The sequence below is a fragment of the Halosegnis marinus genome, from assembly GCF_029338355.1.
Taxonomy (GTDB): domain Archaea; phylum Halobacteriota; class Halobacteria; order Halobacteriales; family Haloarculaceae; genus Halosegnis; species Halosegnis marinus.
The window spans coordinates 948132-972180 of record NZ_CP119802.1 but is presented as its reverse complement, the minus strand read 5'-3'; the positions used below and the strand labels follow the sequence as shown (position 1 = coordinate 972180).

23 protein-coding genes and 1 tRNA gene are annotated in these 24049 nt (G+C 73.5%); 14 read left to right on the top strand and 10 right to left on the bottom strand.

Annotated features, from left to right (window positions below):
• Positions 1-28 precede the first annotated feature (28 nt).
• Entirely contained in the window at positions 29-1081 is a 1053-nt protein-coding gene (locus P2T37_RS05450; RefSeq protein WP_276235779.1) for a phosphotransferase family protein, read from the top strand.
• Here the strand turns inward: P2T37_RS05450 and P2T37_RS05445 are convergent.
• From P2T37_RS05445 to P2T37_RS05435, 3 genes are read right to left on the bottom strand one after another with little or no spacing between them, the layout of a single operon-like run.
• Positions 1076-2167, bottom strand: coding sequence for a DHH family phosphoesterase (locus P2T37_RS05445; RefSeq protein ID WP_276235778.1), 1092 nt, complete (start codon positions 2165-2167; stop codon positions 1076-1078). The genes P2T37_RS05450 and P2T37_RS05445 overlap by 6 nt on opposite strands.
• A gap of 43 nt (positions 2168-2210) precedes the next feature.
• On the bottom strand, positions 2211-2648 hold the full coding sequence (locus P2T37_RS05440; RefSeq protein ID WP_276235777.1) for a universal stress protein: 438 nt from the start codon (positions 2646-2648) through the stop codon (positions 2211-2213).
• 55 nt (positions 2649-2703) lie between these two features.
• The gene (locus P2T37_RS05435; RefSeq protein WP_276235776.1) at positions 2704-3792 is read right to left on the bottom strand and encodes a GNAT family N-acetyltransferase; all 1089 of its coding nucleotides are present in this window, start codon (positions 3790-3792) and stop codon (positions 2704-2706) included.
• On the opposite strand from P2T37_RS05435, the gene P2T37_RS05430 reads away from it, so the two are divergent.
• The 9 genes from P2T37_RS05430 to P2T37_RS05390 all read left to right on the top strand — a co-directional run bounded on the left by P2T37_RS05430 (position 3705) and on the right by P2T37_RS05390 (position 14023).
• On the top strand, positions 3705-4811 hold the full coding sequence (locus P2T37_RS05430; RefSeq protein ID WP_382211815.1) for a decarboxylating 6-phosphogluconate dehydrogenase: 1107 nt from the start codon (positions 3705-3707) through the stop codon (positions 4809-4811). The two genes, P2T37_RS05435 and P2T37_RS05430, sit on opposite strands and share 88 nt — an antisense overlap.
• A gap of 116 nt (positions 4812-4927) precedes the next feature.
• Positions 4928-6442: an aldehyde dehydrogenase family protein gene (locus P2T37_RS05425; protein WP_276235774.1), complete on the top strand. Its 1515-nt coding sequence runs from the start codon at positions 4928-4930 to the stop codon at positions 6440-6442.
• A 91-nt stretch (positions 6443-6533) separates the two neighbouring features.
• The gene (locus tag P2T37_RS05420; protein WP_276235773.1) at positions 6534-7115 is read left to right on the top strand and encodes a 2Fe-2S iron-sulfur cluster-binding protein; all 582 of its coding nucleotides are present in this window, start codon (positions 6534-6536) and stop codon (positions 7113-7115) included.
• 360 nt (positions 7116-7475) lie between these two features.
• Positions 7476-7934, top strand: coding sequence for an NAD-binding protein (locus P2T37_RS05415; protein WP_276235772.1), 459 nt, complete (start codon positions 7476-7478; stop codon positions 7932-7934).
• Positions 7934-10090 (top strand): APC family permease, encoded by a 2157-nt coding sequence (locus P2T37_RS05410; RefSeq protein ID WP_276235771.1) that lies wholly within the window; start codon positions 7934-7936, stop codon positions 10088-10090. Before P2T37_RS05415 ends, P2T37_RS05410 begins: the two co-directional genes overlap by 1 nt.
• Positions 10091-10180: 90 nt before the next feature.
• A complete protein-coding gene (locus tag P2T37_RS05405; protein ID WP_276235769.1) occupies positions 10181-11620 on the top strand; it encodes an MATE family efflux transporter in 1440 nt (479 codons plus the stop codon).
• Positions 11621-11711: 91 nt separating this feature from the next.
• The gene (locus P2T37_RS05400; RefSeq protein ID WP_276235768.1) at positions 11712-12932 is read left to right on the top strand and encodes a glycosyltransferase family 2 protein; all 1221 of its coding nucleotides are present in this window, start codon (positions 11712-11714) and stop codon (positions 12930-12932) included.
• Positions 12933-12987: 55 nt separating this feature from the next.
• A complete protein-coding gene (locus P2T37_RS05395) occupies positions 12988-13905 on the top strand; it encodes an AEC family transporter (protein ID WP_276235767.1) in 918 nt (305 codons plus the stop codon).
• Between the two features lie 45 nt (positions 13906-13950).
• Positions 13951-14023 (top strand) — tRNA-Arg (locus tag P2T37_RS05390).
• Positions 14024-14540: 517 nt separating this feature from the next.
• Here P2T37_RS05390 and P2T37_RS05385 read toward each other — a convergent pair.
• A complete protein-coding gene (locus tag P2T37_RS05385; protein WP_276235765.1) occupies positions 14541-15365 on the bottom strand; it encodes a hypothetical protein in 825 nt (274 codons plus the stop codon).
• Between the two features lie 143 nt (positions 15366-15508).
• Between P2T37_RS05385 and P2T37_RS05380 the strand changes: the two genes are divergently transcribed.
• Positions 15509-15784 (top strand): hypothetical protein, encoded by a 276-nt coding sequence (locus P2T37_RS05380; protein ID WP_276235764.1) that lies wholly within the window; start codon positions 15509-15511, stop codon positions 15782-15784.
• Between the two features lie 149 nt (positions 15785-15933).
• Here the strand turns inward: P2T37_RS05380 and P2T37_RS05375 are convergent, their stop codons facing one another.
• Both P2T37_RS05375 and P2T37_RS05370 read right to left on the bottom strand, forming a co-directional pair.
• Complete coding sequence (locus P2T37_RS05375; RefSeq protein ID WP_276235763.1) at positions 15934-16131, bottom strand: hypothetical protein; 198 nt, start codon at positions 16129-16131, stop codon at positions 15934-15936.
• Positions 16128-16841, bottom strand: a complete 714-nt coding sequence (locus tag P2T37_RS05370) for an alpha/beta fold hydrolase (protein ID WP_276235762.1) — start codon at positions 16839-16841, stop codon at positions 16128-16130. The genes P2T37_RS05375 and P2T37_RS05370 overlap by 4 nt, the downstream gene beginning before the upstream one ends.
• 96 nt (positions 16842-16937) lie before the next feature.
• Here P2T37_RS05370 and P2T37_RS05365 point away from each other — a divergent pair, with 96 nt between their 5' ends.
• Positions 16938-17102 (top strand): hypothetical protein, encoded by a 165-nt coding sequence (locus P2T37_RS05365; RefSeq protein ID WP_276235761.1) that lies wholly within the window; start codon positions 16938-16940, stop codon positions 17100-17102.
• Here the strand turns inward: P2T37_RS05365 and P2T37_RS05360 are convergent, their stop codons facing one another.
• The gene (locus P2T37_RS05360; protein WP_276235760.1) at positions 17103-17708 is read right to left on the bottom strand and encodes a metal-dependent hydrolase; all 606 of its coding nucleotides are present in this window, start codon (positions 17706-17708) and stop codon (positions 17103-17105) included.
• An 84-nt stretch (positions 17709-17792) separates the two neighbouring features.
• Here P2T37_RS05360 and P2T37_RS05355 point away from each other — a divergent pair, with 84 nt between their 5' ends.
• A complete protein-coding gene (locus P2T37_RS05355; protein WP_276235759.1) occupies positions 17793-19007 on the top strand; it encodes a DUF2238 domain-containing protein in 1215 nt (404 codons plus the stop codon).
• A gap of 1 nt (position 19008) precedes the next feature.
• On the opposite strand, the gene P2T37_RS05350 is transcribed toward P2T37_RS05355, so the two are convergent.
• The 3 genes from P2T37_RS05350 to P2T37_RS05340 are packed head-to-tail and all read right to left on the bottom strand — an operon-like array spanning position 19009 to position 22905.
• Entirely contained in the window at positions 19009-20064 is a 1056-nt protein-coding gene (locus tag P2T37_RS05350; RefSeq protein ID WP_276235758.1) for a phosphotransacetylase family protein, read from the bottom strand.
• Positions 20061-22178, bottom strand: coding sequence for an acetate--CoA ligase family protein (locus P2T37_RS05345; protein ID WP_276235757.1), 2118 nt, complete (start codon positions 22176-22178; stop codon positions 20061-20063). The genes P2T37_RS05350 and P2T37_RS05345 overlap by 4 nt, the downstream gene beginning before the upstream one ends.
• Positions 22179-22218: 40 nt before the next feature.
• Complete coding sequence (locus P2T37_RS05340) at positions 22219-22905, bottom strand: endonuclease III domain-containing protein (protein WP_276235756.1); 687 nt, start codon at positions 22903-22905, stop codon at positions 22219-22221.
• An 84-nt stretch (positions 22906-22989) separates the two neighbouring features.
• Here P2T37_RS05340 and P2T37_RS05335 point away from each other — a divergent pair, with 84 nt between their 5' ends.
• Positions 22990-23964: a Gfo/Idh/MocA family protein gene (locus tag P2T37_RS05335; RefSeq protein ID WP_276235755.1), complete on the top strand. Its 975-nt coding sequence runs from the start codon at positions 22990-22992 to the stop codon at positions 23962-23964.
• The last annotated feature ends 85 nt before the right edge of the window (positions 23965-24049 follow it).

The following is a 24049-nucleotide window of genomic DNA, read 5'->3' as shown; positions in this document are numbered from 1 at the left end:
TTTACCGGCGACACGACTCGGACGGGACGTGACCGACGTGGACGCCGACGCCGTCGCCGGGATGGTCCGCGCCTGCGCCCCGGAGTGGGAACTCCGCGGCTACGAGCGCGCCGAGGAGGGAACCGACTTCGTCGCCGTCGTCGACTGCGCGACGCCCGACGGCGACCGCACCGCCGTGCTGAAAGCGACGACCGCCGGCTTCGTCCGCCCGGAAATCGCCCGCTCGGAGCCGCGCCTGCTCGCGCTCGTCGGTCGCGAGACCTCGATTCCCGTCCCCGAGGTGTACGGCTTCGCGGACGACCACGACGAGTACCCCGCGCCCTTCTACCTCATGGCGTACGCCCCCGGCGAGAACTACGAGGACGACCCGAGCGCGCTCCCCGACGCCGCCCGCGAGCGGGTCGTCCGCGAGGCGGGCGGAAACCTCGCCGACCTCCACGCCGTCGGCGAACTCCCCCGCGTCGGCCGGGTCGGGGTCCGGGACGGCGACCTCGCCGTCCTCGACTACGACGACGGCCCGGCCGACGACTTCCGGGCGCACTTCGCGCGGGGCGTCGAGGAGACGTGCGACGCGCTCGCCGACGGCACCTACTTCCCGGACCGCGCCGACGAGCCGGACCGCTTCGCCGACCTCGCCGACCCTCTCCGCGCGGCGCTGCGCGAGCGGGCCGACGCGCTTCGGGAGCCCGAACCGCCCCGCTACTGCCACTGGGACTACCGCTACGGGAACCTCCTCGTGGACCCGGACACGGGCGAGACGCGCGCGGTCCTCGACTGGGCGAACCTCACCGCGGCCGAACCGGCCTACAACCTCGCGAAGGTCGAGTCGCACCTGTTCGACGCGCAGGCCGACGGCCCCGAGCGCGCCGCCGACCTCCGGGCGCTGTTCCGCGAGTCGTACGCCGCGGCCCGCGACGGCTGGACGTTCACCCCCGCCGTCGAGTCGCGGATGGAGACGTACCTGCTGAAGTGCCGGGCGGAGGCGATGGCGTGTCTGCCGCTGTGGCTCGAGGACGCGACCGCCGAGGAGAAGGACGAGCGCGAGCGGCAACACCGCGACGCGGTCGCCGACGCGCTATAGCTCCGTTTCGGTCCCTTCCTCCTCCTCGTCCGGGAGGTTCCGGAACCCGTCGAGGATGACCTGCTTCGCCACCGCGCCCCGCGTCGTCCAGTGGGTCGCGTAGTCGAGCATGTCGTCGTAGATGTCGGGCTTGCAGCCGGCGGCCTTCGGGTGGCCGCCGCCGTTCACCTGCGCCGCGACCTCGTGGCACCGCTCGAAGGCGTCGGTGCCGCGGATGGAGGCGGAGCCGGCGGGCTTGACGACGACCGCGGCGTCGGTGCCCCGCTCGCGCAGCGCCTCGGCCACCTCGTTCTGCGAACACCGGCCGTAGGTGACGCCGACCGTGACGCCGTCTATCTCCTCTATCTCGGCGCGCTCGACGGCCTTCTCGACGAGCGCCTCCTTCTCGACGCGGCGCTCGGCGAGGTAGTCGAGGACGGCCTCGGGGAGGTCCGCGCCGTGCTCGCGCACGACCGCGACGTACTCCTCGGGGTCCTCCCAGTGGGCGTAGTCCGCGAGGTCGTCCGACCGGGGGTCCTCGCGCAGCCACAGGTCGTGGTCGCGGGTGACGGCCGCGAGTTCGGCGAACCGCGCCGGGAAGTCGGCCTCGACGGAGCGCAGCGTCACGTCCGTCGTACACTCCTCGTCGGAGTCGCCGACGACGAGGCGGACCCCGGCGTCGCGGACGCGCTCGGCGTCCGCGTCGGCCCACTGGTGGTGGTCGAACCACGAGACCGAGTCGGCCCGCTCGACCAGCGTCTCCAGCCCGTCGAGGTCGTCGCGGTCGTCGGGGCACAGGTCGCAGACGTACACCGTCGCGCCCGCCTCGGCGTACTCGGCCAGCCGCGCGACGGCCTCGTCCAGCTGGTGCGGCCCGGCCGGTATCAGCGCCGCCTCGCCGTGGTGTTCGCGCAGGAGGGCGACGCAGCCGAGGCCGTCGGCGTCGGGGTCGGCGACGACGACGGTGTCGGCGCCGTCGAGCGTCTCGCGGGCCTCGCGCTCCGCCTTCTCGGCGTCGAAGGAGTCGGGCGTGAAGAAGCCCGCGCCGGGGAGCAGCGACTTCCGCTCCGTCGAGAGCCGCTCGTCGTCGATGAGTCGGTCGTTCATGCCCTCCGTGCGGGGTGGGCCGGCAAGAAAGCCCGGATTCCGCTCAGCCCTCGACGCCGGCCTCCAGCTGCCGGACCGTGAGCACGGGCACCGGACAGGTGCGGACGACCGCCTCCGCGACGGAGCCGAGCAGGAAGGAGTGTTCCCCGTCCCGCCCGCGCGTCCCCGTGGCGACCACGTCGGCCTCGACCTCGCGGGCGTAGGCCGTTATCTCCGTGGCGGGGCGCCCCTCGCGGACGGCGACGGTGACCTCGCGGTCGCTCGCCCCGCGGACGGCCGCCAGCGACTCCGCGGCCTGCGACTCCAGCGCCGCGTGCACCTCCTCGTGGACGTCCTCGGGGAGCGCGTCCACCCGCGACTCGTCGACGACGTACAGCGCGTGGACCGCCGCCCCGAACGTCGCCGCGAGGTCGAGCGCGGCCTCGACGGCCCGCCGGCCGCTCTCGGAGCCGTCGGTGGCGATGACGACCGTGTCGAACATACGCGCCAGTGGCGCGCGCCGCCGCTTAAATCCCCCCCAGCGTCAGGTAGCCGGCTCAGGCCACGTCCCGGTCGGCCATCGACAGCGACCACGCCCCGAAGTCAGTAGGGTCACAGCCGTCGAGCCGCCGGCCGTCGGGGGTCCGGACGGCCAGCCGGCACCGTCGCGCGGCCGTCGAGAGCGGGAACGCGTCCCCGGCGACGAAGCCGAACGACCGGAGGACGCGCGCCGGTATCGCGTCGCCGGCGACCCGCACCGCGTCGTCGTCGGCCGCGTCCGTGACGACGGCGGCCACGAGCGCCCGGAGCGCGGCCGCGTCGGCGCTCCCGTCGCGCGGCGCGACCGCGAGCAGGTTCGTCCGCGCGACCCCGCCGACCGTCTCCCGGACGGCGACGGCGGCCGCGACCGTTTCCCCGCCCCGGCGGGCGAGGTAGGTCGTCGTCGCCCACGCGGGGTTGGCGAACCGCCACCGGTAGAACGCCTCGTCGTGAACTACGTGGACCGACCCCGGGACGCCGGCGTCGAGGTCCGCGAGCAGTTCCGCCGGCACCGTCTCGCGCCGCTCGACGGACACCTCGGGGTCGGTCCGCGCGAGCCGCGTCCGGGCGCGGGCGTACCCCCGGGCGAACGGAGCAGCGAGCCGTCCCAGCCGCCCGCCGCGCCCCTCCTCGCCGAGCAGCGCCCCGGGGTCGTGTACCCGGTAGTGGTCCACCGGCCCCGGCCCGACCGTCCAGCCGAACTTCTCCACGCCGGGGACGAGCGCCTCGGAGGGGAAGTTGAAGAACAGCGCCGCGCGGTCGGCGTAGCGGTCGAGGAGCGACTCGGTCATCCCCGAGAACACCCCGCGCCGGCGGTGGTCCGGGTGGACGATCCAGTCGGCCGGCTGGAGCGCGAGCGCCCCCGTCCCGCCCCCCGAGACCCGCATCGCGAGACACGGCTCCGCGCCGACGAGCTCCCCGTCGCGCTCGGCGACGACCATCGGCACCGCCTCCGTGTAGGGGTTCTCCTCGAACCGCCACCGGAACCACTCGGTCGTCCGCTCGCGCCCCCACACCGATCGGTACAGGTCGAGGAACCCTTCGGCGTCCCCCGCCTCGTACGGGCGGTACGCGTACGTCTCTCTCTCCGCCGCGAACTGGCTCATCGTCCGAGTCTCCCCGCCCCGGCATTAGAGAATGCACACGCTACCCCGCCGCGCGTCGGGGCGTAGCCCGCGGCTACGCCGCCCCGGACCGGGAGCCTTACCTGCCGACCCGCGGACTCCCGCGTATGCACCTGGGAGTCGTCGGACTCGGGCGGATGGGGCGTATCGTCGCGGACCGCGTGTCGGCGGCGGGCCACGACGTGACGGCCTTCGACGTGAGCGACGAGGCGCTCGCCGACGCGGCCGAGGCGGGCATCGACCCCGCCGAGTCGCTTGCCGACCTCGCCGCCGCCCTCGGCGAGGAGAAGCGCATCTGGCTGATGGTCCCCGCGGGCGACCCGGTCGACGCCGCGCTGGACGAACTCGAACCGCACCTCTCGGGGGAGGACATCGTCGTGGACGGCGGCAACAGCCACTTCTCCGACTCGACGCGCCGGGCGGACGAAACCACGGCCCGCTACCTCGACTGCGGCACCTCGGGCGGCCCCGCGGGCGCGGAACTGGGCTTCTCGCTGATGGTCGGCGGCCCCGCGGACGCCTACGAGGAGATGACGCCCGTCCTCGACGCCGTCGCGACCGGCCCGGACGGCCACGACCGGATGGGCGAGTCGGGCGCGGGCCACTACGTCAAGACGGTCCACAACGGCGTCGAGTACGCGCTGATGCAGGCCTACGGCGAGGGGTTCGAACTGCTCCACGAGGGGCGGTACGACCTCGACCTCGAAGCCGTCGCCCGGACGTGGAACAACGGCGCGGTCATCCGCTCGTGGCTGCTGGAACTGTGCGAGGAGGCGTTCCGCGAGGAGGGAACCGACCTCGGCGACGTGGCCGACCACGTTGCCGGCGGCTCCACGGGGACGTGGACCGTGCAGGAGGCGCTCGAACAGGAGGTGGCCGTGCCGCTCATCTACGCCGCGCTCGGCGAGCGGTTCGACTCGCGGACCCGCGCGAAGTTCTCCAGACGGCTGGCGAACCGCCTGCGCTACGGCTTCGGCCGCCACGAGGTCGCGCGCGAGTAGCAACGGTTCGGGGTTTCCCCGAATCGCGCAGCGTGTGAAATAGTAACGTGGAGTGCTTACGCCGCGCCCGTCGCATCCCGAAGGCATATCCTCGGCCGACCCGGAGCGGGGACCACATGTCGAGCGAGACGCGGTCCGGCGACGAGCGACGCGCGGAGGTACGCGAACGACACCGCGAGACGGCCGAGCAGGTCGTTCCCGACAACACCGGCCTCTACATCGGCGGCGAGTTCGTCGAGCCGGCCGAGGGCGGCACGATAGACACGATAGACCCGACGACGGGCGAGGTGCTCGCCTCGGTCGGCGGCGCGACGGCGGCCGACATCGACCGCGCCGTCGAGGCGGCGTGGGACGCCTACGAGTCGACGTGGTCGGGCTACTCCGCCGGGAAGCGCCAGCGAGTGCTCCTCGACATCGCGGACGCCATCGACGAGCACTCCGGGGAGCTGGCACAGCTGGAGTCGCTGGACAACGGCAAGCCCGTCTCCGAGTCCGGGGCCGACGTGTACCTGGCCGCGGACCACTTCCGCTACTTCGCGGGTATCGTCCGCGGCAACGCCGGGAGCACGATGAACGAGGACTCCCGGCTCGGGCAGGTGCTCAAGGAGCCGTACGGCGTCGTCGGGCAGATAATCCCGTGGAACTTCCCGCTGCTGATGGCGTCGTGGAAGCTCGCCCCGGCGCTCGCGGCCGGGAACTGTTCGGTCCTGAAGCCGGCCGAACAGACCCCGCTGTCGGCGCTCCGGCTGGCGGAGCTCATCGACGACGTGGTCCCGGACGGCGTCGTCAACATCGTCCCCGGCTACGGCGAGGAGGCCGGCCCGCCGCTCACGGGCCACGAGGACGTGCGCAAGGTCGCGTTCACCGGCTCGACGGCGGTCGGCAAGCAGGTGATGAAGTCGGCGGCCGACAACGTCACCGACGTGACGCTGGAGCTCGGCGGGAAGAGCCCCGTCGTCGTCCACCCCGACGTGGACCCGGAGAAGGCCGTCCGGCTCGTCTCGCAGGCCATCTTCTACAACACGGGCGAGTGCTGTGAGGCCGGCTCCCGGCTGTTCGTCCACGACGACATCGCGGACGATGTGCTCTCGGGGCTGGCGGCGGCCGTCGAGGACATGAACGTCGGCGACCCGCTGCTCCGCGAGACGGACCTCGGGCCGAAGGTGTCCCGCGAGCAGGTGGACCGGACGCTCGACTACCTCGACCGCGCCGAGGCCGGCGGCGGCCGCTTCCTCGCCGGCGGCGGCGTCCCGGACGACGACGGGCTCGCCGACGGCTGTTACGTCGAGCCGACGCTCGTCGAGGGGCTGGACCACGACCACGAGGCCGTCCAGGAGGAGATATTCGGGCCCGTCCTCGACGTGTTCCGCTGGGACGACTACGACGAGATGATGGCGCTCGCCAACGACGTGGACTACGGGCTGGCGGGCGGCGTCGTCACCGACGACATGGACGCCGCGGACCGGACCGCCCGCGACATCGAGGCGGGCTACATCTGGGTGAACACCTACCACGACCTCGTCGCGGGGCTCCCGTTCGGCGGCTACAAGCAGTCCGGCATCGGCCGCGAACTGAGCGAGGAGACGCTCGACCACTACCAGCAGACGAAGACCATCAACCGCTCGCGGTAGGCGCGGGCCCGGCGATGCGGCCGGACCGCACCACGCCGCCCCGCTTCGTGCCAATCGCAACGCTATTGAATCCCGTCTCCAAAGTGCGCGTATGGTAGAAACGCTGGGCATCGCCGTCGGCGCGTTCCTCACGCTCGCCGTCGTCGCCCTGCACTTCGCCCGGGGAACCGAGTACGCGACCCCGGACGACATCTCGCAGGAGGTCCTCGAACGGCGCGCCGAGAGCGTGCCCGAGACGGACTTCCCCGAACCGATGAACCGCTCCATCGGCGGGGGCGGCGTCGCCGCCGGCGCGGTCGCCGAGGGCGAGGCCGAGGGCGAACTCGCCGAGGCGGAGGCCGAGGTGGACGACGACCCCGCGGCCATCCCGGACGACGAGGCCGAGGTCTTCGAGGTGGAGTACGTCAAGGAGGGCTCGACCATCGAGGTCAAGGAGAACACCACCCTCCTGGAGGCGGGCGAGGAGCAGGACTGGGACCTGCCGTACGCCTGCCGCGAGGGACAGTGCGTCTCCTGTGCCGGCCACATCACGAACGGCGGCAACTCCGAGGACTACGTCGAACACCACACCCAGTCGATGCTCGGCGAGGCCGAACTCGACGACGGGTACACGCTCACCTGCGTCGCCTACCCCGTCGCCGACCTCTCGCTCGAGACGCGCGAGACGCCGTAGGCTCTCACCTCCGTTCTCTTCGTTCCCCGCGCCCCTAGCGGCCGCTCCGCCCTCCGACACCCGTCTCCCCCTCGCGTTCCCCTTCTCGACTCGTGGCGAGCGGCGTCGCCGTCCCCCCGCCACAGTGACTCGGTTTCGTCCCCCGTCGGACCCCGGAGCGGCGCGGTTCGACGGCCGCCCCCACGCCCGACGGAACTGAAACCAATTACGAAATAACGTCGATATTCGTGATTATTCGATTTACAACGAGCAAAAATCGCTGAATAGTGTATTATATCGATGTGCTTATGTCGGGTGGGCGGTTATCGGCGGGTAGCCACCGGTCGTCGCCCCCGCCGGGGTGGCTCGGGGCCATACACCATGACCCACGACACACTCGTCCTCGGGGGCGGACCGCTCGGTCTCGCGCTCGCGGCAGCACTGGCGGAGCGGGACCCGTCCGTCGCGTTCGTCGACGGCGCCGCGATGGCGACCCGCGCACGCGCGGCGGGCCTGACCGCCCACGAATCGACGCTCGAAACGGCCGCGTCGGCCGTCGACGCCCCGGTCGAAACCGTCGTCGTCGCGACGGACTCGGACGCGCGGAACCTCCTGCTCGCGGCGGCCGCGCCCCGCGAACTCGGGGCCGACACGGTCGTCGCGCTCCTCAACGACCCCGACCGGCGGGCGGCGTTCGACGACGCCGGCATCGAGACCGTCTGCGTCTCCGAGGCCGTCGCCAGAGCGACCGCCGAGTCCGTCGTCCTCGACGCCGCGTTGCCCTCCACCGAGGCCACCGAGGCCGCCGAGGGTCGCGAACGAACGAGGCTCCGCGGCTAATGGGGAAGACGCTCGAACGCGACCTCGGGCTGGCGAGCGTGGTTGCCATCAGTATCGGCGCGATGGTGGGGAGCGGCATCTTCATCCTCCCCGCGCTGGCCGTCGGCATCGCGGGCCCGGCGGTCGTGCTCGCGTACCTCGTCGCCGGAATCCTCGTCCTCCCCGCGGCGCTCTCGAAGGCGGAGATGGCGACGGCGATGCCCGAATCCGGCGGCTCGTACGTCTACATCGAGCGCGGGATGGGCCCGCTGCTCGGCACCATCGCCGGCCTCGGGACGTGGTTCTCGCTGTCGTTCAAGGGCGCGCTGGCGCTCGTCGGCGGCGTCCCGTACGTCCTCCTGCTCGTGACGGTCCCCGACGCGTGGGTCCTGCCGCTGACGCTCGGGCTGGCCGCCGCCCTCGTGGGCATCAACCTCGTCGGCGCGAAGCTCACGGGCCGCCTCCAGGTCGTCATCGTCGCCGTGATGCTCGCGGTGCTGGGCTGGTTCGTCGCCGGCGGCGCGCCCGACGTGGGGAGCGCCAACTTCGCCGGCTTCTTCGCGGAGGGGCCGGGCGGCCTCGTCGCCGCCACGGGGCTCGTCTTCGTCTCCTACGCTGGCGTCACGAAGGTCGCCAGCGTCGCCGAGGAGATAGAGGACCCCGACCGGAACATCCCGCTCGGCATCCTCGGCTCGCTCGCCTTCACCACCCTGCTGTACGTCCTCATCGTCGCGGTGATGGTCGGGGTCGCGGACCTCTCGACCATCGGGGAGACGCTCACGCCGATGGCGGACGTGGCGGCGGTCACCCTCGGCCCGCTCGGCGTCGCCGCCGTCGTCGCCGCGGCCGTCCTCGCGCTGGTCTCGACGGCGAACGCCGGCATCCTGTCGTCCTCGCGGTACCCCTTCGCGATGGCGCGCGACCGGCTCGTCCCCGACTCGCTGGGGGCCGTCAGCGACCGGCTCGGCACGCCCGCGCCGGCCATCACGCTCACCGGGGCCGTCCTGCTCGTGCTCATCGCGTTCGTCCCCATCATGGAGATCGCGAAGCTCGCGAGCGCGTTCCAGATACTCGTGTTCGTGCTCATCAACGCGGCCGTCGTCGCGTTCCGCGAGGGCCACGCCGAGTACGAGCCGAGCTTCCGCGCGCCGCTGTACCCGTGGGTGCAGGTCTTCGGCGTCGTGACCGGGGTCGTCCTGCTCACGCAGATGGGGACCGTCCCGCTGGTCGGCGCGGCGGCCATCGTCGTCGCCGGCCTGGCGTGGTACCTCACCTACGCCCGCCACCGCGCCGAGCGCGAGGGCGTGGCCGTCTCGGCGCTCCGTCGGCGCGTCGGCGACGAGCGCGTCCGCGCGACCCGCGAGGCGCTCGCCCAGCCGGGCTACGAGGTCCTCGTCGCCGTCGGCGAGCGGACGCCCCCCGAGCGCGAGCGCGACCTCGTCCGGGTCGCCGCCGACGCCGCCCGGGCACACGACGGCGGCGTCTCCGTCGTCCGCTTCGACGTCGAGCCGGACCAGGTGCCGCTGACGTACGCGGCGGAGGTCTCCTCGGCCGGCGACGACGCCTTCGAGGCGTTCACCGGGGAACTGGCCGCCGAGACCGACGTGCCGGTGAGCTTCGGCGAGGTCGTCAGCCACGACGCCGCCCACGCCGTGGTCAACGTCGCGGCCGACCACGACGCCGACCTCGTGCTCCTCCCGGCCGACGACCCGAGCTTCGCGGGGAGCCCGCTCCGCGACGACGTCGGGTGGATACGCGACCGCGCGCCCTGCGACGTCGGGACGCTCGCGGGCGGCCCGGTCGGCGAGGTGCGGGACATCCGCGTCGTCACCGGGCGCGGCCCGTACGACCCGGTCAAGCTGGCGCTGGGCGACGCGCTCGCGAGCGCCAACGACGCCCGCCTCCACCTGGAGTACCGGCTCGGCCGCCGCACGACCGACCGCCGGGCCGACGCCATCGACGCCTACCACGGCGAGGTCCGCGACGTCGTCGAGAGCCCCGGCCGGACCGTGGTGGCCCGGCCCGACGGGGGCCGGGAGTCGGCGCCCGACCTCACGCTCGTGAGCGCCGACCACCCGCTCGACGAGGCGCGCCCGGAGCCGGTGTTGACGCTCCACCTCCACGACCGGAACCGGCCGGGGTTCCTCCGCCGGCTCGCGGAACGGCTCGCGTTCTGAGGGCGGGCCGCCCGGCACGGGGCCGGTGCGTCACCCGTCCACACGCGCCCGTAACGAAGGGCACATATCGGGGCGTATCGAGGAACGACTGTGTCAGGCCCCTCCACCGAGAGCAGCATCACGGAAGGGAGCCTCGTCAGGCCCCTGTTCACCCTCGCGTGGCCCATCGTCGTCACCCAGCTGTTGCAGGTCGCGTACAACATCGCCGACACCATCTGGCTGGGCCGGACCGCCGAACCCGCGGCCGCCGTGGGCGCGCTGAGCCTCGCGTTTCCCCTCATCTTCCTCCTGCTCTCCGTCGGCGGCGGCTTCACCGTCGCCGGCTCGACGCTCGTCGCGCAGTACACCGGCGCGGGCGGCGAGGAGTCCGCGGGGAAGGCCGCGGGCCAGACCCTCGCGTTCGTCACCGTGCTGGCCGTCGTCGTCGGGGCCATCGGCTATCTCGGCACCGACGCGCTGCTCGGTCTCCTCCCCGCCGACCCGGAGACGGCGCGGGTCGTCATCCCGCTCGCCTCCGAGTACATGCGGGTGTTCTTCCTCGGGACGCCGTTCCTCTTCGGCTTCTTCGTCTTCTCGGCGCTGATGCGCGGCTACGGCAACACCCGGACGCCGATGCGGGTGATGCTCGTCACCGTCGTCCTCAACGTCGTCCTCGACCCGCTGTTCATCTTCGGGTGGGACGTCGGTCCCCTCGACTTCCCGGCGATGGGGGTGGAGGGCGCGGCCGTCGCCACCCTGCTGTCCCGCGTGGTCGCCACCGCCATCGGCCTGTACGTCCTGTTCGGCCTCTCGGCCGGCCCGGACATCCGGCCCGAACACCTGAACCTCGAACTGGAGTGGGTGCGGAAGATCGTGGACATCGGCGCCCCCTCCGCGCTCGAACAGTCCACGAGCGCGCTGGCGATGATAACGCTGACCGCGATGGTCGCCACGTTCGGCCCGCCGGTCGTCGCCGCCTACGGCCTCGGGAACCGGCTCATCTCGCTCGTCTTCCTCCCCGCGATGGGGCTCGGGCGGGCGACGAACACGATGGTCGGGCAGAACCTCGGGGCCGACCGCGCCGACCGCGCGGAGCGGGCGGTGAAGCTCGCCGCCAGCGTCGGCGCCGGGGTGATGTTCCTCGTCGCGCTCGTCGCGCTCGCCTTCGCCGAGCCCATCGTCGGCGTGTTCATCTCCGCGACCACCGCCGACGCCGTCGAGACGGTGACGCAGGGCGTCGACTACCTCCGCATCCGGACGGTGGAGTTCGCCTTCATCGGCGTGTTGCAGGTCGTCCTCGGCGCGTACCGCGGCGCGGGCAACACCAAGACCGCGCTCGTCTTCTCGCTGATGGCGCTGTGGGTCGGGCGCGTCCCGACCGTCTACCTCCTCGCGTTCGTCGCGGACCTCGGCCCCCGCGGCATCTGGATCGGGATGGCGCTCGGCAACATCGTCGGCGCGATCGGCGCGACGGCGTGGTTCACCCGCGGCACGTGGAAGAACACCGTCGTCGAGGACGAGGCGGGCGAGGGCGCGGCCGCCACGGACTGACCGTTCAGACCGTTTATCGCCCGTGAACGGGCCCCAACGGGCCGAACGGCGTTCCCCGTTGAAGGGGGCGCGGCTCCTCCGACCGAGTACGATGAACCTCGAACGCATCGGCCTCGTCGGCGTCGGCGCGCTGCTGCTCGTCGGTGCCGTCCTCGCGCTCGCGACGGGCGCGGGGCCGGGCAACGCGCCGTCCGGCGCGGCCAGCACGACGACGTATCCGCCCCTCTTGGAGTGGGTCCTGTGGGGAACGCTCGCGCTGTTCGCCGCCGTCGCGGGGCTGTGGCTCGTCCTCACCTACGTCGTGGGCGCGGGCTACGAGCCGCCGGAGCCGGCGTACGGTCCCGAGGAGGTCCAGGTGCGTATCCTCACCGTCGACGCCGAGTCCGTGGTCCGCGACACCGTCGCGGCGCTCCCGGACGCGCTCGACGACGTCCACGTCGTCGCCGAGGGGGCGATGGACGTGCCCGGCGCGGCGGTCCACGTCGTCCCGGACGGCTTCGACTGCGACGCGGTCCGGAAGGGGCGCGCCATCGAGTGGGCGCGGCGCGAACTCGCCTGTGACCGCGAGTTCGTGCTCTACCTCGACGAGGACAGCCTGCTGGAGGACTTCGACGGGATGCCCGACGCGGACGTGGTGCAGTTCCAGGAGCGCCCGCGCCGCACCGGCTCGGCGCTGTCGTACCTCGCCGACGTGTACCGGATGGGCGTCCAGCTCGAACAGCGCGCGTTCGCGCGCCTCTCCGTGCCGCTGTTCGCGTGGGGCGGCGGCATCGCCGTCCGCACGGAACTGGAGGACGCGGTGACGTGGGACCGCGAGACGCTCGTGGAGGACACCGCGTTCGTGTGGGCCGCGTTCGACGAGTACGACCCCGAGTTCGCGCTCGCCGACGCCGTCGCGCGCAACGAGGCCCCGCCGTCGCTGTACGAGATCGCCCAGCAGCGCCGCCGGTGGGCCGCGGGCAACCTCGAAGCCGCCTCGATGCTGCCGGCGCGCTACCGGATACTGACGCGGCTCCGGAACTACGCGTGGGCGCTCTCGCCCGTCGTGACGCTGGTCGCCGTGCCGCTGTCGCTGCTCGGCGTGGTCGTCTACGGCGGCCTGTTCGTCCTGCTGTCGGCGGTGCTCGCGGCGTTCACGTTCCTGTGGTACCTCCGCGGGGCGCTGGCGTACGGCCGCGACGCGGCGAAACTCGCGCTGGCGACGCCGCTCGCGCCGCTCGTCACCGTCGTCCACTCGATGGGGACCGTCGCGGGCATCCTCGCCCCGCCGGACGGCTTCCGCGTGACGACGAAGGTCGGCGCCGAGGAGTAGGCAAGCCCGGCGCGGACCGGAACGCCCATCCCCGCCCGCCGGCCCGGTTCCGGTAATGAGCGTCGCGACGCAGTTGGGCTACATGCTCGCGCTCCTCGCGCTCGGCGCGGGGGCGCGCGCGGTCGGCGTCCTCACCCCCGACCGCCGCGACGCGCTCACCGCCGCCGCCTTCTACGTCGCGCTCCCCGCCCTCGTCTTCGAGTCCACCGTCGGCCGCGCGCTCGAGGAGGTGCTCGTCTGGCGGCTGCTCGTCGGCGTCGTCGTCGTCCTGTTCGCCGCCGCCGCGCTCGGCTGGCTGGTCCACCGCCGGCGCGCGGACCCCGCCCGGCGCGGCGTCGCCGTCGTCCAGTCGTACCACTGCAACATGGGCTTTCTCGGCGTCCCGTTCGTCGCCGCCACCTTCGGCGGCGTCACCGCCGGGAAGGCCAGCGTCGTCCTCGGCATCGGCTCGCTCGTCCAGGTGACGCTCACCGTCCTCCTGCTCACGCGCATCACGAGCGCCGAGGCCGACGTGGCCGCGGAACTGCGCGGCGTCGCGCGCAACCCGGTCCTCATCGCGCTCCTCCTCGGCCTCGCCGGGTCGGCGGTCGGCGTCCAGGTGCCGACGCTCGCCGCGGACGCGCTCTCGGCGGTCGGTACCCTCGCGCTCCCCGTCGCCCTCCTCGCCGTCGGCGCGTCGCTCTCGACGGAGGGCGGCCTCGTCGACCCGCCCGCGGTCGGCGCCGTCGCGGCCGTGAAACTGCTCGCGATGCCCGTCGTCGCGCTCGCCGTCTTCCTCGCGCTCGGGGCCGCCCCGACCACCGTCCGCGCCGGCGTCCTCATGCTCGCCATGCCGACGGCCGTCTCCACGTACATCTACGCCAGCGAACTCGGCGGGGACCGCGACCTCGCGTCGGCCACCGTCGTCGCCACCACCGTCGGGGCCGTCGCCACCCTCTTCGTCGTCGTCCGCGCCCTCGGCGTCGTCGCCTGACGCGTGTCACAACGGTTAAACGGGTCGCCCGGCTGGTTCGGATGAGGGCCCGTAGCTCAGTGGACAGAGTACCTGGTTCCGGACCAGGATGCCGCGGGTTCAAATCCCGTCGGGCTCGCTTCCTCGCTTCGCTCGTCACTCGCCCGCCGTAGCTCGCGGAGCCTCCGGCTCCGCTCGCTCCCGTCGGGCTCGCTTCCTCGCTTCGCTCGTCACTCGCCCGCCGTAGCTCGCGGAGCCTCCGGCTCCGCTCGCTCCCGTCGGGCTCGCTTCCTCGCTTCGCTCGTCACTCGCCCGCCGTAGCTCGCGGAGCCTCCGGCTCCGCTCGCTCCCGTCGGGCTCGCTTCCTCGCTTCGCTCGTCACTCGCCCGCCGTAGCTCGCGGAGCCTCCGGCTCCGCTCGCTCCCGTCGGGCTCGCTTCCTCGCTTCGCTCGTCACTCGCCCGCCGTAGCTCGCGGAGCCTCCGGCTCCGCTCGCTCCCGTCGGGCTCGTCCTTCTACCGCCCGTTTTGCGACCAATCAGTTCCGGCATGTAGGGCACCGATTCGACCCGATTTCGGCGGAGTCGGTCGCTCGCTCTCGCCGCTCTCTCACGAAACACGCCCACTGCTCCCAGACCGCAGCACCGCCGCTCACGAATCAACAGCCGCCCGGCACGCTCGTCGCGTTCGCTCCCTCCTCGGTCGCCCAGGCCGGCCGCTCCAGTTCGGGCGTCGTCGCGTCGTACGCGAAGGTCGTCCGCGACGCCGTCGTCCCCGTCCCAAGCACCCCGGCCAGGAGGTACTGCGCGTACGAGTCGGCCCGCGTCAGCCGCCACGAGACGTTCGCCGCGACGACCGCGTCCGTCTCCGGGTCGGCGCGCACGGTTCCCGAGACGTCCGTCAGCCGGTACGGGGCCCGCTCTCCGTACCAGTCGGCGCGGGGTCGGTACGTCGTCACGTCCGACGCGTCGGTGCTCGTGGCCTCGTACCCCGCGACCCAGAGGTTGTTGACGAAGACCGACGCGGTCCCCGTGACCGGCTCCCCCTCTGGGCCCGTCGTGCGCTCGGTGACGAACGTCACGCAGTCCCCGTCGCGGGACTCGCGGAGGAGGGTCACGCGCTCGGACTCGGCGAGTTCCGCCCGGCGCTCCTCGGCGGCCTCGACTCCTCGGACGGTGAACCGCCGGTACACCGACCCGTTCGGGGACCGGTACCTCTCCGACGCGACGCCGTTCTGGACCACCCGCTGGTACCACGCCCCGTCGGCGGCCACGGCGCCCTCGAACGCGAGCCGCGTCTCCCCCTCGACGACGATGCGGCCGGTCGCGCTGTACGCGTCCGCGTCGCCGACGCCGAACCGTTCGCCGGACGGGTTCGCGCCGTGTGGCTCGGCGAACGAGAACGGGTACGCGACGGAGCAAACGAGCGCCAGACACACCGCTGCGAGCCCCGCGATCAGGAGGCCGGCGGTTCGGTTCCGCATTCGTCCGTTGCTACCGGACGACAGCCACTAAACCGACGTGGCCGCGCTCGCGGACCGTCCGGGGCTGTGGACGCGACCGCACGGCGGGCACGCTCGCCCGCCGCGACCGGAAGCTACACGCCCCCGCGGCCGCCATCGCGGGTGTGTCACCCACTGTCGACGACCTCCGCAACGAGATACGCGTCGCCGTCGGGCGCTACGAGCGCGTCGAGTCCACCGCGTTCACGAAGGAGGCGCTCGCGGCCGTCCTCGACGCCGTCGGCGGGGACGCGGGCGGCGCGCCCCTCCCGCCCAAGGCGGAGATGCGCGCGGGTATCCGTCGCCGCGTCGCGGGGCTGGAGGACGACCCCGAGGCGGCGGCCCGGCCGTTCCGCAAGGCGGACCTCGAAACGCTCGCCGCGGCGCTCGACGGGGAGTAGACGCGCGAGCGCACGGCTCGCGGTGTAGAACACAGTGATAGGCCGGGAAACTGTCGAAGGAACCCGGCCCGCAGGAGTTGAAACCTGCGTATTAGGTCACTGTACGCGAGTCGAGCGCCCGCACGCGGATGAACCCGTCGGTCGGCGCGTCACCCCGCCAGCCGGAGCAGTCCGGCGCCGACGAGGCCGAGAACGAGGAAGACGCCGCCGAGCGCCGCGAGCGCGCCCGCCAGCCCGAGGGTCGCGCCCGCGCCCCCGCCGAGCAGGTAGAGGAAGCCGGCCGCGAGGACGAACAGCGCGGCGACGAAGCCGCCGACGAACAGCGCGAAGTCCGGGTCGGGGGTCACGCCGCGGCGTCCGCGAGCGTCTCGACCAGCCGCTCGGGCATCGAGAGGAACGGCGAGTGGCTCGCGGGGAGCTCGTACTCCGCGTCGACGCCCCGCGCGTCGACCATCGCGGCCTGCTTCTCCGGCGTGATGACGCGGTCCTCGGTACACCGGACGAAGACGCGGCGGACGCTCCCGTGGCCCGCGTCGGTGAGCGCGACCGGCTCCGCGAGCGGGCCGAGAGGTTCGCCCCGGACGAGCGACCGGGCGAGCGCGACCTGGGCCGGCGAGCAGTCGGCGTAGAACAGGTCCGCGAGCGCGTCGCGCTCGACGCGCCCCACGCCGGCGTCCTCGTCGCGGACGAAGGCGCGCGAGATGGGCGACCCCGGCACCCGGTGGTCGAACATCGCGTCGCCGTCCGCGGGCAGGTAGGCGGTGAGGTAGACGAGCGTCCCGACGGCGTCGGGGCGCGCCTCCGCCGCGGCGCTGACGACCATCCCGGCCATGCTGTGGCCGACGAGCGCGACCTCGCCGTCGGCCTCGTCTATCGCCGCGGTCACGGCCGCGACGTAGTCGGCCATCGTCGCCGCGTCGGGCGGCGTCGTGTCGATGCCGTGGGCGGGTAGCTCGACCGGGACCGCCTCGTGGCCGCGGTCCGCGAGCCGCGGGACGACCTCGTGCCAGCACCACGCGCCGTGGTACGCGCCGTGAACGAGGACGAACGTCGTCACGGCGACTCCTCCGTGTCCATACCCTCGGGGCGCGCGGCGCGCGGATAACGGTTCGGTCGCCCCCACGCTTTTGCCCGCCGGAGCCGACCCCTCGCCATGGTCTCCATCCCGGCGGAGTGGACCGACGAGATAGCCCCCTCGACGCTCATGGTCGCCGGCTTCCTGCTGTTCGTGTTCCCGGAGCCGGCCACCTCCGCGCTCGGCGCGGGGCTGATGCTGTACGGCGCCGCGTGGTGGTTCTACGAGTGGGGCCGGCCCTGACTACCGGCCCCCGGTGAAGCGCGCGGGGAGCCGCGCCGCGAGCCCCGACGGGAGCAGCCGCACCAGCCGTTCCGTGAGCCGCGCCACCGGCTTGCGGACGAGCACCCACGCCGTCGATACCGCGAGCAGGCCGAGAACGACCGGCTCGAACGCCGGCGCGACCGCGAGCGTCGGGACGCCGAGGACGGCCGCCAGCGCGAGGTCCTCGGGCGCGCCGTCGTAGGGGACCCAGCGCCGCGGCGCGAGCCAGCGCCCGCGGTAGTGGTCGAAGACCGCCCGCTCGGAGGTCCCCTCCCACGGCCGGAGTTCGAGGCCGCCCCCGAGCGCGTCCATCCCCGAGTGGAGTCCCGCGGCCGCGAGGGCGACCGCGGCGGCGACCGTCGCGGTGCCGGGCGCGACGCTCGCGAGCGCGGCCGCGAGCGCCGCGGCGAGCGGGTAGTACACGGGGAAGTGGAGGGTGCGCCGGTGGTCCCCGTAGAGGTCGAGGTCGGGCACCACGCCGCCGGCCGCGCCCGCCGCCACGGCGACGGGGGCGAGTTCGGGGGCCACGAGCGCGACGGGGGCCGCGAGCGCCATCCCCGCCAGCGCGTGGGTCGTTGCCATCATCGGCGGCCGTACGTTCCCGACCCCTATCGCGCTGTCGGCCGCCCGGCGACACGGTTTATGTCAGTCGCGACCCCCCACCGACCCATGACGCGGCTCGCCGCCCCTCGGGTCCAGCGCGGAGCAACGCGGCTGTTGCAGGCGGCCATCGCGGCGATGCTCGCCGTCGGCGTCGCGACCGCCAACCTCGCCGTGGTGGTGAACGCCGCCCTCTCGCTGGCCGCGACCTTCCTCCCCGCGGCCGTCGCGCGCGACCTCCGGACGAACCCGCCCGCGTGGCTCACCCTGTTCGTCGCCTTCGCGCTCTTCCTCCACACGCTCGGGATGCTCGGCCTCTACGGCGACGTGTGGTGGTACGACCACCTGACGCACACGCTGTCGGCGACGCTCGTCGCCGGGGTCGGCTACGTCGCGGTCCGCGCGCTCGCCGACCACGACGACCGCGTCGTCCTCCCGCCGGAGTTCACCGTCGTCCTCGTCCTCCTCGCCACGCTCGCGCTCGGCGTCGTCTGGGAACTGCTGGAGTTCGCGGCCCGCGGGGCGGCCGCCCTCGTCGGCGCGGAGCCGGTGCTCGTCCAGTACGGGCTGGACGACACCCTCGCGGACCTGCTGTTCGACGCCGTCGGGGCGACCGTCGCCGCGGCGCTCGGCCCCGGCTCCGTCGGCGGCCTCGTGGACGCGGTCCGTGCCCGGCTGGACGAGCGCGGCGGGGACGGCGACCGCGGCCCCGGCCTCGACGCGCTGGTCCGGCGCGACCCGGCGAACGCCCGCCGGTCGTGGCTGGTCCTCGCCGGCCTCGTCGCGGCCGGCGCGGCGTCGCTTTCGACGGGGGCTCTCCTTCCCGCGGTCGCGGCTGGCGGCGTCCTCGCGCTCGCGCTGGTGCCCGCGGTCGCCGTCCGCGACCGCCGGGCGATGCTCCCGTGGCGACTGCTCGCGCTCGCGGCGCTCCCCGCGGCGGCGACGGCGCTCGCCCGGCCGTGGCTCGCGTCCGCCCCGGTCGCCTACCTCGCCGTGGCGGCCGTCGCGCTCGTCGTCGCCGTCGAACTCCACGCGTTCACGCCGGTCGAGATGACCCCCGGCCTCGCCGTCGCGTTCGTCGTCGCGACGACGCTCTCCGCGGCCGCCGTCTGGGCGCTCGTCCGGTGGGCGCTCGACCTGTGGCTCGACACGGGGCTGTTGCTCGCGCCCGGCGTCCCCGAGGCGGCCGTCGAGACGGCGCTGATGTGGGAGTTCGTCGCCGCCGCCGTCGCGGGCGTCGCGGCGGGCGTCGCCTTCGAGCGGTGGCTCCGCCGGACGGCCTGACTCACTCGGGCAACAGCGTCGGCGCGTGCGCCGCGAGCAGGTCGCGCATCCGGGCCACCGCCTCGGCGTCGCGGGTCCGCCCGCCCTCCAACAGCGCCTCCGTCCGCTCGACGGTGCCGCGGGTGTCGCCGTCCACGACGACGACGGGGACGCCCTCGCGCTCGGCGCGGCCGGCGACCGACCCCGACGGCTCGTAGCCGCCCGTGAGGACGAGCGCCCGGACGCCAGGCGCGTCGAGCGCGGCCGTCTGGATGTCCGCGCGGTCGCCGCCCGTCACGACGACGGCGTCCTTCGTCCGGCGGAAGTGCGCCAGCGCGGACTCGCCGCCCATCGCGCCGACGAGGAACCGCTCGACGCGGGCGTCCGTCGCGCCGTCCGTCACGGTTCGCCCGCCGAGTTCCTCCGCGAGTTCGGCGACGGTGACACCGGCCAGCGACGGCTCCCGGGGGACGACGCCGAGGACCGGAACGCCGCGGCGTTCGAGGAACGGGGTCACCTCCTCGGCGACCGTGTCGTACTCGGCGTCGGCGACGGCGTTGAACAGCACGCCCGACAGCCGGTCGCCGAGCGCGTCGGCGGCCGCGAGGACGGTGTCCACGTCGCGCGGTTCCGTGTAGCGGGCGAGCAGCACGACCTCCGCGTCGAGCAGGTCGGCGACGGCCCGCTCGTCCAGCTCGACGGCGCGGCCGGTGTCGGGCGCGTCGGCCCCCTCGACGACCATCGCGTCGCGGCCCTCGGACAGGGTGTCGAACGCCTCGCGCACCCGGTCGCGGAGCGCGTCGGGGTCGGTGCCGCCGCGCATCGCCTCCGCGACGAAGGTGGGCGAGTACACGACCGGCTCCATGTCGCCGGTGTTGTCGTCGAGGTCGAGCAGGTCGCGCGCGAGCAGCGGGTCGCGGTCGAGGGTCTTGCCGACCGCCGACGAGAGGCGCGTCCCCTTCGGTTTCATGTAGCCGACCGACCGGCCGGCGTCGCGGGCCGCGGTCGCGAGCGCGAGCGCGACGGCCGTCTTCCCGGTGCTGGCTTCGGTCGAGGCGACGAGTGTGGTGGATGTCATAGCTTCTCGGGGTCGATGGTGAGCCGCAGGTCGAGCGCCAGCGGCCCGCCCGCGTCTGCGGGTCGGGCCACGAGCGGGTTGATGTCCAGTTCGAGTATCGCGGGGAAGTCGGAGACGAGCGCCGAGAGCCGTTCGAGACACTCCGCGAGCGCCTCGCGGTCGACGGCCGGCCGGCCGCGAACGCCGCGCAACAGCGGTGCGGCGCGTATCTCCGACAGCATCTCGGTCGCCTCGTCGTTCGAGAGCGGGGCGACCCGCGCCGTGGTGTCCTCCAGCACCTCCACGAAGATACCGCCGAGGCCGAACACGACGAGCGGGCCGAACTGCGGGTCGCGGTTCATCCCGGCGATGGTCTCGACGCCGTCGTCGGTGTCGATCCGCTCCTGCACCTGCACGCCCAGCACCGTCGCGTCCGGTTGATACCGATAGGCCCGGCTGACGAGGTCCTCGTAGGTGTCGCGCACGTCGTCGGGCGCGACGCCCACCCGCACCCCGCCGATATCGGACTTGTGGAGGATGTCGGGGCTGACGAGCTTCATCACGACGTCCTCACCCAACTCGGCCGCGAGCGCCTCGGCCTCGCCCGGCGAGTCGGCGATACCGCCCGCCGGCGTCGGGATGCCGTACGCGTCGAGCAGGTCCATCGCCTCCACGCCGAGCGCGTTCGTCTCCCGCTCCCGCACCTGTTCGAGTATCTCCCTCGCGCGCTCGCGGTCGGCGTCGAACTCGCGGGGGGCGTCGAACTCCCTCGCGTCGAGCCGTGCGTAGCGGGCTAGCGCGTCGAGGCCGTCCACGGCCCGCGCCGGGTCGAAGTAGTTCGGGATGCCGGCCTCGGCCAGTCGGTCGGCGGGCGCGGCGGTACGCTCGCCGCCCATGAACGCCGCGACGACGGGCTTGTCGTGCTCGCGGCGGGCCTCGACCACCGCGTCCGCGAGGTCGCCGTAGTCGAGCACCGCGGTGGGGGCGCTGACGACGACGGCCGCGCCCACGCCGTCGTCGTCGAGCACGGCGTCGAGCGCCGTCGCGAACCGCTCCACGTCCGCGTCGCCGATGACGTCCACGGGGTTGTGGACGTTCGCGTTCGCCGGCAGGCGCTCGGCGAGGCGGTCGCGCGTCGCGTCCGCGAAGGAAGCCATCGAGAGGTCGCTGTCGCCGACGGCGTCCGTCGTCATCACGCCCGGCCCGCCCGCGTTCGTGACGACCCCGACGGTCGAATCCTCGGGGAGCGGGAGGCCGTCGAGCGCCTGCGCCACGTCGAACAGTTCCTGTACGCTCCCCGCGCGGAGGACGCCCGCCTGCTCGAAGCCGGCCTCGTAGGCCGCCTCGCTCCCCGCGATGGCCCCCGTGTGGCTGGAGGCGGCCTGCGCGCCCGCCTCGGTGCGGCCGGACTTCACGGCGACGACCGGGGTGTCCGACTCGCGGACGGCCTCGATGAACGCGCGGCCGTCCACGACGGATTCGAGGTACGCGAGCACGACGTTCGTGTCGGGGTCGCGGTCCCACCGGCGCACGAAGTCCGTCTCGTCCATCGCGGCCTTGTTGCCGAGGCTCACCACGTCCGAGAAGCCGAACCCCTCGTCGTTCGCCCAGTCGAGGACGGCCGTGATGAACGCGCCCGACTGGCTCATGAACGCGACCGACCCCGGCGTCGCCATCGCCGGGCCGAAGGTGGCGTTCAGCCCCGACCGGGTGCTCATCACGCCCAGCGAGTTCGGCCCGACGAGGTCGATGCCGTACGCCTCGGCGGCGGCGACGAGGTCGCGCTCGCGGGCGGCCCCTTCGGCTCCGGCCTCGCCGAACCCGGCGGTGATGACGGCGACGGCCGGCACGCCGCGCTCGCCGGCCTCGCGGACCACGTCGAGGACGGCGTCGGGCGGGACGACCACCACCGCGAGGTCCACGCGGCCGGGGACGCTCGCGAGGTCGGGGTGACACGGGTAGCCCAGCACGCTGTCGCGGCCGGGGTTCACGGCGGCCACGTCGCCGTCGAACCCGTCGAGGTTCGACAACACGGCGCGGCCGACCGAGCCCTCCCGGTCCGTCGCGCCCACGACGGCGACCCGCTCGGGGGCGAACAGCGCGTCCCGGCGCTCGGTCTCGGTGTTCTCCTGCACGCGCGACCACTCGCCCCCCGCGCCGATAAGTGTACGCCGGCTAGCAGCCGTCGCAGTCGCAGTAGGTCGCGCAGACGGGGTTGTCGCAGTCGGGCGACCGCGCCGTGCAGAACTCCCGGCCGTGGGTGATGAGCAGCACGTGCAGCGGGTACTTCAGGTCGTCCGGCACCAGGTCGTCGAGCAGGTCGTGGACCCGCGCGTTCGAGGCCGACTCGGCCACCAGTCCGAACCGCTTGGAGACGCGCTCGACGTGGGTGTCGACGGCCATCGCCGGCTTGCCGAAGTGGAAGTTCAGGACGACGCTCGCCGTCTTCGGCCCGACGCCCTTGATGTCCGTGAGCCACGCCTTCGCCTCGTCCGTCGGCATCGCGTCGAGGAAGGCGAGCGAGTACGCGCCGCCGGTCTGCTCGCGCACCGCGGCGAGCGCCCGCTGGATGCGCTCGGCCTTCGTGTCCGGCAGCCCCGCGACCCGTATCGTCTCCGCGAGTTCGTCGTGCGGCGCGTCCTCGATGGCCCGGAAGTCGGCGTAGCGGTCGAACAGGCTGTTCGCCGCCCGGCGGGTGTTCTCGTCGGCGACGTTCTGCGAGAGGATGGTCGTCAAAAGCTGGCGCACGCCGTCGCCGGGCGCGGCGTCGCTGCCGTGTTCCCCGTCGCGTTCCGCGGGTCCGTGGAGGTCGACGAGGTCGTCGTGGAGCCGTTCGACGGCCGCCGCGTCCCACTCGGTCATGCTCGAACGACGACCGCGCGCGGTTTCAACGCCGCGCTCGCGGCGAACCCGTAGCCGTAAGCCCGCCGGGGCCGACGACCCCGTGTGTACGACGTTGGACTCGTCGGCTGCGGCGTCATCGGGACCCGGCTGGCGGAGACGTTCGCCGCGCACGACGCGACGCGCGTGGCCGCCGCCTGCGACCGCGACCCCGACCGGGCCGACGGCTTCGCCGCCGACTACGACTGTGCCGCCTACACCGACCACGCCGCGATGTTCGCGGACGCCGACCTCGATATCGCCTACGTCGGCGTCCCGCCCGTCGCCCACCGCGAGGTAGCGACCGACGCGCTCGACGCGGGCCTCCACACCATCTGCGAGAAGCCGCTCGCGCCCGACGCCGACGAGGGGGAATCCCTCGTCGCCGCCGCGGAGGCGAGCGACTGTGTCACCGCCGTGAACCTCCCGTTCCGCTACACCGAGGGGTTCGTCGAGCTGCGCGAGCGCGTCGGGGCCGGGGACGTCGGCGACCCCCGGCGCGTCGAACTCGACTTCCGGTTCCCGCGGTGGCCCCGCGAGTGGCAGGACGTGGGCTGGCTCCGCGGCCGCGAGCAGGGCGGCCCCGTCAGGGAGGTCGGCACCCACTTCCTGTTCGGCGTGCAGGAGCTGTTCGGCCCCGTCGAGCGGGTCGCCGCCGAGGTCGAGTACAGCGGCCCCGACACGTACGAGGAGTCCGTCGTCGCGACGTTCGAGGCCGGCGGCGTCGCCGGCACGTTCGACCTGCTGTGCGACTGCGACGTGCCCGAGGAGAACGTCATCGAGGTCACCGGCACGGAGGGCTCGCTCGCCCTGACGGACTGGTACCGGCTGGTCGCCGACCGCGGGACCGACGACGAGCGCGTCCTCGTCGACGAGCGCTCGTCCACGACGGCCGCGCTGGTCGAGGCGTTCGTCGCCGAGATAGAGGGCGAGGGCGGCGACCTCGTCTCCTTCCGCGAGGCGAACCGCGTGCAGCGGGTCGTGGACGCGATACTCGCCGGGGAGGGGCGGAGCGTCGCGGTCGAAGGCGGCGCGGATTAACAATCGAAAGGCACAGAATTACTAGTCCTTAGTCTCGGAGCCCCGTTTCGTAGCAGCCGGATTAATACCTCCCGAGCGGCTAGCT